The 15799-nt window shown below is 42.5% G+C and carries 15 protein-coding genes and 1 pseudogene; 12 read left to right on the top strand and 4 right to left on the bottom strand.

The window, feature by feature from the left end; translation table 11 throughout:
• Positions 1–262: 262 nt before the first annotated feature.
• Positions 263–1297 (top strand): cobalamin biosynthesis protein CobW, encoded by a 1035-nt coding sequence (gene cobW / locus F6K64_RS17240; RefSeq protein WP_008185182.1) that lies wholly within the window; start codon positions 263–265, stop codon positions 1295–1297.
• Here cobW and F6K64_RS17245 read toward each other — a convergent pair.
• Complete coding sequence (locus tag F6K64_RS17245) at positions 1271–1531, bottom strand: hypothetical protein (protein ID WP_131827161.1); 261 nt, start codon at positions 1529–1531, stop codon at positions 1271–1273. The two genes, cobW and F6K64_RS17245, sit on opposite strands and share 27 nt — an antisense overlap.
• Before the next feature lie 101 nt (positions 1532–1632).
• Here F6K64_RS17245 and F6K64_RS17250 point away from each other — a divergent pair, with 101 nt between their 5' ends.
• The 3 genes from F6K64_RS17250 (at position 1633) to lepB (ending at position 5065) form a co-directional block, all read left to right on the top strand.
• The gene (locus tag F6K64_RS17250) at positions 1633–1917 is read left to right on the top strand and encodes a type II toxin-antitoxin system Phd/YefM family antitoxin (protein ID WP_044493454.1); all 285 of its coding nucleotides are present in this window, start codon (positions 1633–1635) and stop codon (positions 1915–1917) included.
• Between the two features lie 171 nt (positions 1918–2088).
• Positions 2089–2487 carry a hypothetical protein gene (locus F6K64_RS17255; protein ID WP_008185185.1) on the top strand — a complete coding sequence of 133 codons (399 nt, stop codon included), beginning with the start codon at positions 2089–2091 and terminating at the stop codon, positions 2485–2487.
• Between the two features lie 193 nt (positions 2488–2680).
• Complete coding sequence (lepB, locus tag F6K64_RS38930; RefSeq protein ID WP_008185187.1) at positions 2681–5065, top strand: signal peptidase I; 2385 nt, start codon at positions 2681–2683, stop codon at positions 5063–5065.
• Positions 5066–5155: 90 nt separating this feature from the next.
• Here the strand turns inward: lepB and F6K64_RS17265 are convergent, their stop codons facing one another.
• Both F6K64_RS17265 and F6K64_RS17270 read right to left on the bottom strand, forming a co-directional pair.
• Positions 5156–5527 (bottom strand): WD40 repeat domain-containing protein, encoded by a 372-nt coding sequence (locus F6K64_RS17265; protein ID WP_008185188.1) that lies wholly within the window; start codon positions 5525–5527, stop codon positions 5156–5158.
• A 37-nt stretch (positions 5528–5564) separates the two neighbouring features.
• On the bottom strand, positions 5565–6944 hold the full coding sequence (locus F6K64_RS17270) for an RNA-guided endonuclease InsQ/TnpB family protein (RefSeq protein ID WP_044493431.1): 1380 nt from the start codon (positions 6942–6944) through the stop codon (positions 5565–5567).
• A gap of 55 nt (positions 6945–6999) precedes the next feature.
• Between F6K64_RS17270 and F6K64_RS17275 the strand changes: the two genes are divergently transcribed.
• Positions 7000–7152 carry a plasmid mobilization protein gene (locus F6K64_RS17275; protein WP_008185190.1) on the top strand — a complete coding sequence of 51 codons (153 nt, stop codon included), beginning with the start codon at positions 7000–7002 and terminating at the stop codon, positions 7150–7152.
• Positions 7153–7442: 290 nt separating this feature from the next.
• Here the strand turns inward: F6K64_RS17275 and F6K64_RS17280 are convergent, their stop codons facing one another.
• Positions 7443–9197 (bottom strand): AAA-like domain-containing protein, encoded by a 1755-nt coding sequence (locus F6K64_RS17280; protein WP_008185192.1) that lies wholly within the window; start codon positions 9195–9197, stop codon positions 7443–7445.
• A gap of 254 nt (positions 9198–9451) precedes the next feature.
• Here F6K64_RS17280 and F6K64_RS17285 point away from each other — a divergent pair, with 254 nt between their 5' ends.
• The 7 genes and pseudogenes from F6K64_RS17285 (at position 9452) to F6K64_RS17315 (ending at position 15677) form a co-directional block, all read left to right on the top strand.
• Positions 9452–9802: a hypothetical protein gene (locus F6K64_RS17285; RefSeq protein ID WP_008185193.1), complete on the top strand. Its 351-nt coding sequence runs from the start codon at positions 9452–9454 to the stop codon at positions 9800–9802.
• Positions 9803–9882: 80 nt separating this feature from the next.
• The gene (locus F6K64_RS17290) at positions 9883–10632 is read left to right on the top strand and encodes a hypothetical protein (protein ID WP_044493435.1); all 750 of its coding nucleotides are present in this window, start codon (positions 9883–9885) and stop codon (positions 10630–10632) included.
• A gap of 373 nt (positions 10633–11005) precedes the next feature.
• Positions 11006–11929 (top strand): hypothetical protein, encoded by a 924-nt coding sequence (locus F6K64_RS17295; RefSeq protein WP_008185195.1) that lies wholly within the window; start codon positions 11006–11008, stop codon positions 11927–11929.
• 390 nt (positions 11930–12319) lie between these two features.
• Positions 12320–13459: pseudogene (locus tag F6K64_RS17300) on the top strand (ISKra4 family transposase).
• A 78-nt stretch (positions 13460–13537) separates the two neighbouring features.
• Positions 13538–13939, top strand: coding sequence for a hypothetical protein (locus tag F6K64_RS17305; RefSeq protein ID WP_008185199.1), 402 nt, complete (start codon positions 13538–13540; stop codon positions 13937–13939).
• Between the two features lie 419 nt (positions 13940–14358).
• Positions 14359–15105, top strand: a complete 747-nt coding sequence (locus F6K64_RS17310) for a helix-turn-helix domain-containing protein (protein ID WP_052308447.1) — start codon at positions 14359–14361, stop codon at positions 15103–15105.
• A gap of 11 nt (positions 15106–15116) precedes the next feature.
• Positions 15117–15677 (top strand): AAA-like domain-containing protein, encoded by a 561-nt coding sequence (locus F6K64_RS17315; RefSeq protein WP_008185201.1) that lies wholly within the window; start codon positions 15117–15119, stop codon positions 15675–15677.
• Positions 15678–15799 lie beyond the last annotated feature (122 nt).

Here is a 15799-nt window from a genome sequence, read left to right on the forward strand (position 1 = left end):
CCAGTATGTACGTTTAGGTAATATAGCGAGTCTTGGATCGTGCAATACCTGACAAAGAGTTTCAACGGCAGACGGCACGGCAAAGGCTAACAAAAAAATAACCTTGGCCAAAAGGCCACGCGTTCGCGTTCAACCTTCAACCAACCAACCTTGGCCAAAAGGCCACGCTACGCGAACAACAAAATAACCTTCAACCTTCAACAAAATAACCTTCAACCAACCTTCAACCTTCAACCTTATTAGACTCCTTAACTTACTTAAAATGGCTGCAAAAATTCCTGTTACAGTTGTTACCGGATTCCTCGGTAGTGGCAAAACTACTCTCGTGCGTCACCTGCTACAAAATAATCAGGGCAGGCGCATTGCTGTAATTGTTAATGAATTTGGTGAAGTAGGGATTGATGGGGAACTATTGCGTTCCTGTCAGATTTGTGATGAAGAAGATGACGCCAATAATAATATTTTAGAACTAGCGAATGGTTGTCTGTGTTGCACGGTTCAAGAAGAATTTTTACCGACAATCCAAGAATTGCTGAAGCGTCGTGACAAAATTGATAATATCCTGATTGAAACCTCAGGATTAGCTTTACCTAAACCTCTAGTTCAAGCCTTTCGTTGGCCAGAAATTCGCACGGGCGCTACCGTGGATGGAGTAGTTACTGTCGTAGACTGCGATGCCTTAGCAGCTGGTACTTTAGTCAGCGATATCAATGCTTTAGAAGCCCAACGTCAGGCTGACCCAACCTTGGAACATGAAACTCCCATCGAGGAATTGTTTGAAGACCAGCTAGCTTGTGCTGATATGGTGCTGTTGACTAAAGTGGATTTAGTGGATAGTCCTACTCAAACCAAAGTAAACAATTGGTTGCAACAGCAGTTACCAAGTAGTGTGAAAGTTGTTCCTTGTCACGAGGGAGACATTAGTCCTGATTTACTGCTAGGATTTAATGCCGGAGTAGAAGATAATTTAGACTCCCGTCCTAGCCATCATGACCATGAAGAAGACCATGACCATGATGATGATATTAATTCAGTTAATATCATTTTAGATCAGGCATTTGATCCACAGGTAATCAAGACAAAATTACGACAATTGGTGCAACAGCAAGAGATTTATCGCATTAAGGGATTTGTGAATGTTGCTAATAAACCGATGCGGATGGTGATCCAAGGAGTAGGCGATCGCATTGAGAGTTTCTTTGACCGTCCTTGGCAAGCTGATGAAAAGCGTCAGACTCTCTTGGTCTTGATTGGGCGAGGGTTGGAGCAGTTACGAATTCAGGAGGTATTTGGGTAATAAAGGGAATCGGGAATCGGGAATCGGGAATCGGGAATCGGGAATAACCAATTTGGTAGAGTGGGCATCTTGCCCGCTCGGGAATAACCAATTTCGTAGAGTGGGCATCTTGCCCGCTCGAATAGATCGCCGAACAGGCAAGATGCCTATTCCACCAAGATGCTCATTCCACCAAGATGCCGGAACATGAAACAGGCAAGATGCCTGTTCTACCAAGATTCCCATTCTAACCATCGGGTCAAACAGCTTTTAGGAGCTGCACCGGATCAGATTACCGTGCAGTTCCAATTTCAATGATGCACAATATTATTGTGCAACTCAGCCTCAATGAAACGATGTCAAGTCGGGAAACTACCTATTCTCAAGCAAAAGCTAACCTAGCTAGCATCCTAGATCAAGTTTACGATCAGCGCGAAATTATCGTCATCAAGCGTAGTAACCAGAAAAATGTGGCGTTAATTGCTGAAGATGAATTGTCCGGTATCTTAGAAACTATTTATTTGTTGCGATCGCCAGAAAATGCCAAGCGTCTGTTTAGGGCCTTGGAATGGGCAGAGTCAGAAGAAGCTACTCCTCAAAGTTTGGAAGAATTGAAAGAGGAATTAGGGATTGAGTCGTGAGAAGGGTAAGAAAGACGGCATTGCTGAATTAACAGAGTTGAGATTCAGTCAATTTATCCAAATCTAGCTACAATACAGCCAATACTCCCATTTTTAGTGCATTGAGGGTGCTCATGGCTGAAAAGGGATATAGGATTGGCTTTACCGTGAGGGGCTAAGGAGAAATTAGTTATGAGTGGCGATCGCAATATTCAAGCTGGTAGGGATTACCGTGAAACAGTAGGTAGAAACTACCGTGACAGCAACTTCAGGGACCAAGGTGCTTACGTCGAGGGCGATTATTACAATAATAACCCAGAGCAAAAACAAAACCTCGCTAAAGCTGCAGCAGAGATTCAACAATTACTAGAGACCTTAGACAAAACTTACCCTACCGATACTACCACTGGAAAGATGAAGGTGGCAGCAGCAGCAGTTGAGCAGATTGACACTAACCCTGCTTTGAGTAATAGAGTACTCAGTGCCTTGAAAGCTGGTGGTGTCAGTGCTTTTGAGCAACTGCTGAACCATCCGGCTGCTAGTTTTGTTATCGGTGCCCTGCAAGATTTGCAGGAAACTAGGCGTTGCTGATTCTGAGTATGGTTTCGCCCCCCTAACCCCCCAATTCTGGGGGGAAAAAACTCTAAAAGTCCCCCAAATTTGGGGGATTTAGGGGGCTTTAGCAAAACCAAACGATTGCGCATTCATACTTCAATTCAGCAACGCAAACTCAGCAGTATTAACAGCAGACTAGACCTCGATCACCCTAGCTTGATTTACAGTCGTGACTGAAGAACCAAAGCAGCCAGAGCGTGAAATTAAGACAGGACGTAATTACCGCGAGACTGATTTTGCTGACCACGGTGTGTATGTTGAGGGTAATTACATTAATCATCGGGAGCAGCCAAGAAATTTGCCAGCTCCCCTTTGGAGAGAATTACAACGCAAGCTAATTGGCTGGCTTGAGCGTGATCAGTATGCTGCTAGTTGCAATCGCAAAGACTTACTGAAAGCAGTTAATTGGGAGGTAACAACTCGACTCCAGGATTCTCTGCACCAAGACCAGTTAGAGATTAATCTGTATCTGGAATTACCAATGGAGCAGAGCAAGGGGGCGGTAGAACGTGACCAGCGACAGAAAGTAATTCCCCTAGCGCCTCAAACCTCAGCAATGGAGGTATTTGAACGGCCAGATGTGCAAGGTCGGTTACTCATTTTAGGGGAACCGGGGTCTGGGAAAACCACCACTTTACTAAGACTAGCAGAGGATTTAGTTAAGCAAGCAGAACAGAATCATGCTGCACCGGTCCCGATCATCTTCGAGCTTTCTGCCTGGAAAAATGATCAGCAACCGATTGATCAATGGTTAGTGGCTCAACTAAAACACAATTACAGCATTGACGAAAAAATTAGTCAACAATGGCTCAAAAACCATCAACTACTGCCCCTTCTCGATGGTTTAGATGAGTTAGGCATACCCCGTCAAAGGCTGTGCGTCACCAAAATTAATCAGTTTTTCAAGCAAAACATCCAACGCCGTGGGGTGGTTTGCTGTCGCCTGGAAGAATATCAGCAGGGAATAGTCAAACTACGTAAACTTAATGGGGCTTATTGCTTGCAGTCCCCCAATGATGTCCAAATCCAAAATTATCTCCAGCGCCTGGGTAAAACCAAGCTTTGGCAACTGCTATCCAGTGATGCTCAGATGAGAGAAATGGCAGATAAACCCCTGTTTTTAAACGTGATGGTGACAGCATACCAGGGGCAGCCGATTACCAATGAGGCACAACTGTGGTCAGCCTATGTGGAGGAGCGCTTAAAGTTACCCCTTAATCCGAAAAACTATCCCAAGGGAGTTCCTTATGGGGATGAGGAGACTAGACATTGGTTGACTTATCTAGCTCGGCAATTAGTAGCCGATTCAACCACTGAATTTCTCATTGAAAATATGCAGTCATATTGGTTAAAAAAAGGTCGGGAAAGAATTGCGTTTAGATTAATTTTTGGGCTGATTTTTGGGCTGATTTTTGGGCTGATTTTTGGGCTGATTTTTGGGCTGTTTTTTGAGGAATTTAAATACTACGAACTAAATGCTGAAGCTTTTGCTATAACTACTTGTTATTGCGTGAAATCTGGGCTGATTTTTGGGCTGATTTTTGGGCTGATTTTTGGGCTGATTTTTGGGCTGTTTTTTGGGCTGATTTGTGGGCTGATTTGTGGGCTGATTTTTGGGCTAAAAACAGAGATTAAAGTTTTAGAAAAACCTAATCAAAGTATAAAAGAATCGTTTAAAAGCACGTTTATTATTGCCCTGTTTGCTTTTCAGGCTGGGGCATTAATTGATCCCCTTATCTCCATCGTTACAGAAGCTAACGTTGATTTGACTAGCTCTTTAAGAATGGGTTTACTTGTAGGCTTGAGTTTGGCACTAGGAACTGGGGGTCAAGACTTGATACGGCACTTGACCCTGAGGCTGATTTTATGGCAAAGGGGAGCAATTCCTTGGAACTATGCCAAGTTCCTCAGTTATGCCGCAGAACGGCGGTTGATTCAGCAAGTGGGAGGGCGTTATCGTTTTATTCATGATGCCCTGCGTCAGTATTTTGTGGGCAATCAACCTGTTCGAGCCCCCCTGATTGAACGTTCTAAAAACCCTGGTCTGGGCTATATTCTGTTGGGATTTTCTCTGTTTGTTGTTCTAATTCTCACTATCAGCATCTATAGGGTTGACAGTGGGCTAAAATCAACGGTAGTACCAGTAGTCCAGAGCGGTGATGTGGTTCTCACGGATATGGTCACCCGTCATTGGCGCAAATTCCACCACGGAGATGTAATTGACTTTTGGGTTAACAAGGATTTGGCTAAGCAAGGCTTTAATGGTAACAACTACATGATGCGGATTGTGGCGTTACCTGGGGAAACGTTTGCCATTAAGCAAGGAGAGGTTTATGTCAATGGTCATCTGCTGCAAACTGACTACATTCAAGGAATTCCCATCCAAGATTACCAAGAACTAGAGATAGACATCCCCTCTTGTTGCTACTTAGTTTTGGGTAAAAATCCAGATGATCAGGATAAGTTGTTGGTGGGCTTGGTGGATAGGGAGCAAATTTTTGGTAAAGTCTTATTCCGTCTGTTTCCCCTTGGGCGATTTGGCCGGGTGGATTAATATCATGTCCGGTTGAATACTTATACTAAGGGCAAAAGCAAGGCAGAAGGCAGAAGGCAGAAGGCAGAAGTAAAGAAGTAAGGTTTGTCCTCACTCGTGATGAGAATGGCTATATCTCTTTTCAAGAGCACTTTGGCAAGCAGACTCTAATTCTTCCATCTCAGGATGTGTAGCTAGGTAATCATCAAGCCAGTTGCAACCTAGCCTCATCAAATTATCAAGATCTAGCTCCAAATTCCACAACTTTACCGTGTTATCAGACCCAGCAGAAGCGAGCAATTTACCATCAGGGCTAAAACTCACACTGTTAACCCAATGACGGTGACCAATTAAGGTTTGCAGTTCCTTTCCTGTGGTCACATCCCATAGCTTTATCCTACTGTCAAGACTAGCAGAAGCTAAGAGCTTGCCATCAGGGCTAAATTTGATACTGGTAAGCTGGTTGTTGTGACCACTTGACATCTCCCCTGGTTAAAACACAGGGGATTCTACAAGGTTGTTACGAAGTGGGTTGAAACCGCACTTCTTCACATCTTGTCCTGTATGATCTATTCATTGAGGTGAAAAGGTCATACCGGTGTGGGAGTGCCAAAACTCCCCTACCCACCTTAGCTAGGTCGATTTTTAGCTGTGTGGCTACTTTTCGGGCTATGTTAGCGGCTCCGTTACAATCCGCATTTACTAGCCACCCAAAAGAGGTTTTATATAATCCGCGCCTAACTCGTTTACCCGACGGTTTCCATCCTTTGGGTTTTTCGCCAATTTTTGGGAGGCTGTCGTCGTCAAGAAAGGACGCTTTACTGGTGTACGATTCTTCAGTGATTGTGAGTTTTATTCCATACTCTGGACAAAGTTGTTTTAACCGTTCGATTAGCCTTTTAGTGGGGATTACAACGAAGTTCTGATTACCCCGTTTGCCCATGTTAGAACGGTCTTTCTGCCTCTCGTTCCAACCAACGATCAAGTTTCCGATTCGATCATTTAGGCACCTATTGATGATGAACCTAGCAGCCTTGTTGATCCCATCTCTCATCTGGTTATTTCTCTTTCGCTGAACCCGATCCAAGTTAGCGTCCCAGTAAAAATCAGACTTACCTGCTTTGTATTTGGCTACTAACCGGCAGTATGCCTGATTCAGTGACTTTAGCTTACGACCGTCGATAATTAGGCTTTTACCGTGAGTCGAAACACCTGTTAGCCAATTATCCCCGCCGTGATCGAAACTCCAAGCCTGGGAGTAGTCAAGATTGGGGTTGTCAGAGACTGGTTGCTTTCCGTCGTCAATAACCCAATCAATCCACAATTCTCCTAAATATGGGCGAACAGTAACCTCTTTTACCCAGTCTGGATCTATGAAATCTGGCGGTTCTAGGGCTATTTCAGTGATCAACTCAGGCTTTGTCTCTTTGCTGATGGATGGGTAAAACAAACCTGACTTGTAATTGAGAGCTTGCCTGGGAAAAGTCACAGCTGCCAATCCGCCTTTCTTTCTGTATCTTAGTAGCTTTGGTCGATCAACATTCCCTTTGTAATAATGGCCAACTAAGTGATTATAACTATTGATTGATTCGGCTACAGTCTTGAGGGTTTGCTGAGCTGATTGAGCCGCCATCGCCCTGTAATGATGATTTTCCTTTAAATTCTTGCAGAGTTCGGCATGCTTAATGCTGCATTTATAGGTCTTCCACCCATATCTAAGATCATCCCCTCGCCAATAGGTTGTAAAAGCTTCTTCTTTTTGCTCTAACCAACTGTAGTGTTTCTGTTTGGTGTAATAGATAGCACAATTTAATAAGCTATTAGCTTGCTGGCATTGAAAAACCCAAAAGGCTCGCTCTTCGTCCGTGAAGTTTGCTTTTACTGGAATCGTCTTGTACATCTTATCACCTCCCACTATAATCGTAACAAATGTACGCGCAAATGGTAACTCACAAATGAAAGACGAAAGATTGATGATCCGAATTACCAAATTTGAAAAAATGCAGTTAAAGCAGGAAGCAGAACGGCGTGGTATGACTCCATCTGAGCTGATCAGAAGCCTAATAGCCAGATTTCCTGAACCTAAGCAGAGGGACACGGCGGGTTAAAACCCGTCGCGTCCGGAGACGAAACCTTAGATAATGGAGCCTTAATCAATAAGTTTTAACCTTTTTTGCATAACCAATCAACCATAAAGGCTCCATTATCTTACGGTAACTTCTAACCGTTTCATCCTCCCCTTGAAACCAGGGTAAGCGCAAGAAAAAATTGCCCATAATGTGCATTGGCTGGATATCGGTTGATCGTGGCTCGAAACCCCTATAATCTCGTAGAACTTGATTCTCAATAGAGTTTAATAGTTGAGAATGAACCCAGTTTTTTCTCAATAAGCTACAGCTTATTGATTCTTGCGCTTACCCTGCCCTTGAAACAGGGAGGCTCTCACGTTCCCGGATATTTTGGTAGTAAGGTAAATTGCCTGACGGAGGGTATCAATTACCTGCTTACGTGTCTCTGGTTCCACTGGCTGCCACTTTTCCATGCCTCGTAGTTTTTGTCCTGCTTGCAGGGCTTTCCACAGAGACTCAAAGGGACTGGAGTCCAACGCTTTTTGGGAGTTGACACTAAGCAGTGATAGCTTTAATTCTGCAAGCTCCCGTTTGGCTTGTCTAACTTGCAATCCGACGACGGTGGCAACTAACAACAAAATTGCCAGAATGCCAGAACCAATACCAACGATCATCTTGGCTGTTTGTTTCGCTTTGGTTAATTCGGCTTTAGCTTGCTGTTGCGCTTTGGTTAAAGTTTGATTGGCCTGGGCTAAGAGCCGACTTTCTCCTTGTTGAATAACTAGATTAATTTCAACTTTTCGCTTCTCAAAATCCTGACTCGCCCCTAAAAAACGATAATCAATGGGACTTAAACTTTTATCACTCGCCCATTGCAAGGCATCTTGCAATGCTTGACCGTGCAATAGACGGGATTCATCTTGATAATGGGAAGCAACCCAAGCCGTGAAATTTTCCGAGTAAGGACGCAGCTTTTCTAATTGCTTCTCTACCCATTGCTGATTGAAAACTTGCTGGTAAATTCGGTTATAGACCCTTAATTTACCCTGCTGTTGTACCACTAATCCTGCTAAACGCAACTCTGTTTGTTCAACAGAAGAGTCAGCAATGATTTCTCCTTGCAGTAGAATCTGTTGATAGATGCCGAGGAGCCTAGCAACACCTTGAGGATTACGGAAGATGCGATCGCGGATTGTCGGCAAATGTTCGGGTTCGTCTTGTGCTTCCCAATTCTCAATGATCTGCTTGCGTACTATCTCCTCAAGAGATTGGGAACTCACAATGCTATCTTTGTCTGCTTCTCGAACTACAAGCTGACATAGTTTTTGCGTCAGAAATGGCTGTCCTCCTGTCCAAGCGAGGATGTCTGCTAAAATCCCTTGCGGCTTGTCTACTTTTCCTGCTAAACCTTTAGCTAAGGGTTGGGATTCCTGTAGTTTAAATCCTTGTAGTTCTATGGCCTGACCAATATTAAAAGTAGTTTGGGTTTTATCTTTAATCAAATCGCTTGGGGTTGCCACTCCCAAAAGGGCAAAAGTCAGACGACGATAGGCAGGATTATCTACTCGCCGATTGTAAAAGAAGCGGATTAAGGCAAAAAAGTCATCTAACGATAAATTTAGACTTAAAACGCGGTCAATTTCATCAACAAAAACAACAATATTTTCTTGTGTTTCTGTTAAAAAAATATCCTCAATAAACGAATGCAAGCGCTGTATGGGCGAAAGTAAATCTCTGCGTTCCCGCCACCAAGAAAGCCAATTAAATTTTTCTTTGAGCGGGTGGCTACTAACAATAGAATAGATAATTCCGGCATACCATTTTTCGGGAGTAATACCCTCTTTGCCAATCCCGGTCAAATCAACAAAAGCACAAACGATCCCTTCTGCTTGTAGCTTTTGCATCACCCGCACGCGCAGGCTAGATTTACCCATTTGTCGGGAATTGAGAACATAGCAAAGTTGTCCGGCTTTTAAGTTGTGATAAAGTTCCCAGTCGGCTTGTCGCGTCACATAACTTGGTGCATCAGCCGGAAGACTACCACCAATATGATATTCGTAATCAGAGTTTGAATTGTCAGTCATGGTAGCACAGCACATCTACTGCGGGATATAGTTATCATCGCATAAATTTGCCAGCCCAGAGCAATCCACCTGACTTTTTCCTATTTTAATTTTGTTTGACCTGATTTAATCCTATTTTTATCGCTCAACTATCCTTGGAATTACCTGATTTTATTCCCATGGTTGCTTCCTAGATTTACCAAGATAATGATTGATATCAAGCTTATTTCAGCTTTGGGCTTGAGCAATGTACTAATTAATCAGAGGTAAAAATCATGGCTAGAATTTCAGACTATAGCATTATACGAGACAGCAAGTTCACTTTGCAAGTTGGCGGAGATATCGATCAAGATTTTTCATTTTCTCTTCCCAGTGATGCCCATTTAGGTTCAAGATCCATTCTTGCCTTCATGGTTTATCCCACTAGCGAGCGAGTTAGCTTCAATATTTCTGTCAATAATTCTAATCAGGTCAGTTTTACTTTAGGGAATTCTGGCTTAAACAGCATCCACGAAGTGATTAGTGCCAATTTACTCAAAAATGGCAACAATCGGATCAAATTTGTGGTTACCCAGGGTCGTATGACCTTTGCTGATGTGGTCCTGTGGTGGCAGCGTGATGTGTAGCAGGTAGTCTAGACATTGCCTACACTGAATCACCAAAAACTCATTACCACATTTACAACCTAAATCAATAGGAAATCTAAATGGTTTATCAATCTTCTGAATGTATGAAACAACAGTCATCTCCTGAAATATCCTGGATGCAGGAAACAGTGCAGATGCTTTGTAAAGAAGGGAGCAGAAACATTTTCCGCTCTCGTCGTCCTCAAAGAGTTCTCGCAAACTTTACTAATCGAGGTAACAGCAACTTTGAAGTAAAAATTGTCACCAAAAACTGTACTGAACCCCTGACAAGGAAAGTTCGTGCTGGAGCGCCTTTTGTTGAAGAATTTGAGCAGGTAACAAGCATTGAATTAATCCCTTCTCCTACAGATAACCAAGCAGAAACTGCTGTTTTAATTCTTGACTCTCTCTTCTTTTACGCAGAAGAACTAACTCAACCTTTTCCAACCCTTGTCTGGTTTTTACCAACCGCTTGCGTAGAAAATGAAGTATCTCGCCAACCGGATAGCTCTACTGATTGCCTTTGGGTACCCGACTTAATTTGGCAATCAGGAATTCGTCGCAATATTAGCCTAGAAATAGAAGCTACTGGCAACCACGATCTCAGGGTCGAACTTGAAGGCCCAGTGGGGATATTTCAAGTCTTTAATGTATCTGCTGCACCAGCTCTTCCTCAATTCCGAAAGTTAACAGGAGACTTTGAAGGCATTGTTTCTGTGCGCGTGCAATGTGAGAAATCACCTGTTAATTCTTGTTCGGCTTGTACATACAAATCTGGGGGGGTGACATGCAAGCTGAAATCCTTACTGGGTAGTAATTTCAGCCGATAATTAACAAAAATATACATTCTGTTTTGGGCTGACTTTGGACGTAGTTATAAGGGTTTGGGCTTCCAGGAAATGAATTGAGGGTTAATTTCCGACTGTATCTTCCATGAGCCCATTGGCATCAAAGCCTTATAGAGTAAGCTTTTTGGGGCTCATGTCACCCCCTCAGCATACAAATACAAGATTTGCTACCCCAGACAGCTTGGTTTTGTTTCTTCTAACTGAGAATTTTAGTGGGAACTTAATGACTCGATTTTCGTCAACTCAAATCTAGAGTGCATCTACCATTAACCCCAACTAGCACGCAAAAGAGAGCAAATTGGCTAGTTGGACATTCACTCCACATTACATCTATGCATTCAGGTGAACAAAGATTATGAAACGAAATGCGATCGCATTCTTCCTAACACTCGGATTCACTTTACCACTCTTGAGTTTAAATGCTAATGCATCGAGTCCAGTTTTCCCCGAATCTACTCGTCAATTGCAGCCTCTTTCCTCAGAAGCTAATCAACTAGAAACCACTGCCAATACACAGATTGCTCTGACGGAAACATCAGACACTACTCCTACTCAGTTTTGGTGGTTGCAAGGTGTGTCTGTTAACCAAATCAAAGCCAAGCTTAAGGAAGGTTATCGAATTATTGACCTGGAAGTAGAATCTACCTCTCCCTATCGCTTTAGCGCCGCAATGGTAAAAAACCAAGGTGCATATGCTAAGAAATGGTGGTGGTACTACGGTATAACTTCTCAGACGCTCAAAGAAAAACTCTCGCAAAATCGGGCTCGGATTATCGACTTGCAAGTTTATCGGGTCAATGGCAAAAAACGCTATGCAGTCGTTCTCGTCTCCAATACAGGTTCTGAAGCTAAAGCTTGGTGGTACTATACTGACCTTTCCTTTAATGACATCATGGCAAAAGCCAGGGATAATAAAGCACGCATTGTTGACCTCGATACCTATGTTGTCGGTGGTCAGCGCCGGTTTAGTGCTGTAATGATTAAAAATACAGGTGCAGACCACAAGGCGTGGTGGGTTTATTCCAACAAATCAGCCAACTTTATTAGCTCGAAACTCAAAGAAAACAAAGCCAGATTAATCGATATCGAAAGACGTGGCAACAATACTTTTACTGTCGTCATGGAACGCTCTCAAGGTCAACGCTGGTGGTGGTACTACGGTAAAACCGCAGCGCAAGTTAATCAACTGTGGCAACAAAATGGGGCGAGAATTTTTGATGTTGAGCCTTACACCGTCAATGGCAACAAACGCTTTGCAGTGCTGATGCTAGACAACTAAAGGGCGCTCACAGGTCGGATGCCGAAACTACTGGCAACTAACCGGAAGGCTGGGGCATAGGGTCTTTATCTCAAGCGAGCGAACGGTAACATTCTGGCATCGTTACAACGTGATTGTACTGATTATCCATCCACAGGATAAGTGACTGTGAAAAGGATGCATCTACCTCCACCACAGTAATAATCACAAGGAATTCAGACATGAAATCTAAAAATCCTCAATTTGAGCTAGGCACGAATGTATGGAATTTGGGAGCATCCCATTTTGGAAAATACAAGGAGAGGGGGAGAATTTAATTCGCGATTATATCTCGCGAATTAAATTCCAAATGTAGAGTTGGAGGTTTAGGAGCTGGCATAATAGAGACGTAGATGTTCATACGCTTTGCTAATGACTCCATCCGAACGGGAAGAGCTGGAAGCTTGTTTAATACGAGCCAGTGAGATTCTGTACAACAATACTGACACTGATAGCTTAGAAAGCCTAGCAGATATCGAAATTACAGTCAGACAGCAGGTTTGAGAACATGTCAGTCCCAAAATTGCCCTTTTTTGATCGGAAAAAAGACCCAAATCCAACGAGGAAAAACCAGAACCATTAAAAGCTGTCTGGGAAAACTGAAGATTACCAAAAAACAAGCAGATGCTTTGGGAATACAACCTTATACGCGCCATAGCCCTCTGTTGGAAAAATGCTGTCTCCTCTTGAGTGCCAATGAATCTTATCAAGATGCAGAGCAGGACTTATATCTGTTAACTGGACTCCAAGTTGGTCACTCCACTCATCATTGGCCAAAGGCCACGCTACGCGAACGAAAGGTTAACCAAATTGAGTTGACACTTCCTGATCTAAAACAAGGGTTATCCGAGGTAAGTGTTGATGGAGGGAAAATCCGCTTGAGGACGGAAACTTTAGGAGAACCTAGTTCTTGGAAAGAATACAAAACAGCTCGTTTACAAGCGATGCAGCGCGGTCTTGGGGGTTCCCCCCATGAGCGACTGCATCAAGACAGGTATTTATTACGGAGCATTTTTTCAAGATAATCTATCTTTAACGGATTGGATAAATAGTCAATTATTAACCTCGCCCTTCTACTGCTTAGGAGATGGACATGATGGAATCTGGAATATATCTGAAATTGGAGATAATAAGGATAGGATTGAAATCTTGGACTGGTATCACCTAATCGAAAATCTGCCTAAAATAGAAACGACAAAATCCCTCAAAAAACAGTTAGAGGCTTACCTGTGGATGGGACAGGTATCCGAGGCAATGAAGTTGTTAAAGTCAGTTCAGCCAGTGGGAGGAACTCAATTTATTTGCTATCTCAAAAAACATCGTAAAAGGTTAATAAATTATCACTCTTTTCAAAGGGAACAAATTTGTTCAATTGGAAGCGGAGCGGTGGAATCGGCTGTCAAACAAATCAGCCACCGAGTTAAACTAAACGGAGCCCAGTGGCACCGGGATAATGTCGCTAATATCTTACAACTGCGTTGTGCCTATCTCAACGGTCAACTAGCTATTTAAGCCCTTAAAAATCCTGCTACACTAGACAATATTCGCGATTTATACTCGCGAATAGATGTCCCATGGAGATTTTCCTCAATGGGCAGAAGAGTTTCCCGTAAGTCACAACAAGATACACTAGAGAGAATAACTCGTTTACAGACAGCGATTGCTAGTCTCGAAACCTATCAAAAGTTCTTCGAGGGTCAAGGGGAACTTGCTCCGGAAGATGCTTGGGTAGCGCGTTATCAAGTTCGACAGCTCCAAAAAGCCTACTGGTATTACAAATTACAAGCCAGTTCACCCACCTTTAAGACCACAGGTTCACGGCCCAAGTTAAGTAAATATAAGCATTTGGGGAAGGCTGGGAGTGAAGCCCATGTCACTGGGGTGATGGGTGTAGCCAGAAGAACCATAGTTTCTGAATTACAAAAAACTATTGATTCTCTTAAAAAGAGCTTACTAGATATTTCTTTTGACTCCGAACAAGAAAATATCTAAGTTGGGATATTATTCGCGATTAACACTCGCGAATAAATTTTATTTTTTTTCCAAAATGGGATGCTCCCTGGAATTTGGGATACTGACGAATATGACATTACCCTTAATAAAAATTTCCCCCATCTCCCTATCTCCCTATCTCCGTATCTCCCCCTCTCCCCACACTTCCCAAACTTCCGACACTCCCCCTTCTTTTTTACAAATATGAGATACACCCGGTTAACTCTCTAACTGTGATGTCTCCCAGATTACCCTGTTGTGGCTCCTTGATTCACCCTTAACTTGCCAAGTCGTGTAATATAGAAAATAGAATCCAGACTGGTATCTGTGTCAGGGTAAACGCAAGAATCAATAAGGCGGCATTCTTATCAACAATATTGATATAAATATGCAATAGTGCTGAGCAATCTTGGCTTAATATGGTCATAATTCTTGCCCTATATCGCATTTTGGCTCAATTTGTCTTGCGCTTACCCTGGTATCTGTGTCTTCATCCGAAACGACTCAGAATGAGTAACTTAGAATCAGGATTGACTTGGCAGCAGGCAAAAGAAATAGCAGAACAACTGCTTTTCCAAAAGACCCAAAAGCACCTTAATGATATAGAAATACTTGTACTAGAAGGTTCTTGGGAAGGACTAACCTATGAAGAAATTGGCAAACGCTCTGGCTATAGTACAGAGTACCTTAACAAAGATATTGGCAATCAATTATGGAAAAAGCTGTCTGAAGCTTTAGGGGAAAAGTTAACTAAAAAGAATTTTAAAGTCGCCTTAGAGAGAGGTAAAACAAAACTACAAGATAGGATAAAATTGCCATCATCGCTCCGTGTTTCAGCAACAGAATTACCGTTTCCAGAAGGTGCCGTGGCACCGTCTTCTCCCTTTTACATTGAACGAGATGGTATTGAATCTCTTGGCTATAAAACAGTAGTTAAACCGGCGGCGTTAATTCGGATTAAAGCCCCAAATTTAATGGGTAAGACCTCTTTGATCATGAAGCTGTTAGACCATGCTGCTTCGGAAAATTATCAAACAGTGTATCTGGGTTTGAATAGCGTCAATAAGTCCGTTTTGACTAATTTGGAGCTGTTTCTACGGGGAGCATCCCATTTTGGAAACAATATTACCCAAAGCAACGATATTTCAAGGGTTTCAGCCCCCTAAAAAGAGCTAACGTGCCAAATTGGGATGCTCCCTTTCTACGTTGGCTTTGCCTACAGGTTAGTCGGGAGTTAAAGTTAGCTAATCAGCTAGAGAATTATTGGTATACAGAAATTTTCGGTAGCAACGATAACTGTACACTGTACTTTGAAGAGTATTTATTGCCCCAAATTAATTGTCCTTTGGTATTAGGATTAGATGATATAGATCGTCTATTTTCCTATAGGGAGGTCATTGAAGATTTTTTGGGTATGCTACGCAGCTGGCATGAAAAAGGAAAAATTGCTGATGTCTGGAGACAACTGCGATTAGTCGTCGCCCATTCAACGGAAGTTTATATACCCTTAGATATCAATCAATCTCCTTTCAATGCGGGAGTACCATTAGAACTAACAGAATTTGACCCGATTCAAGTAAAAAGTTTAGCTTGTTTCCATGGGCTTAATTGGAACAATAGTGAGGTTGAAAAGCTCATGAAAATGGTATGCGGACATCCTTATCTAATACGTTTAGGAATATATGAAATTGCATGTGGAAAGATAACATTAAGCTGTTCGGCATTTAAATTGGTATAATAAAAATTAATAAATAACCCAATAATAGGAAATATGCCAGCAAAAAATTATCTGACAGCAAAAAACAATACTTCAAAAAGCCTTAAAAATAGAAGAAAATGGAAATATTAGAGAACGTATTT

Origin of the sequence: Moorena sp. SIO3A2 (assembly GCF_010672265.1) — a bacterium.
GTDB lineage: Bacteria > Cyanobacteriota > Cyanobacteriia > Cyanobacteriales > Coleofasciculaceae > Moorena > Moorena producens.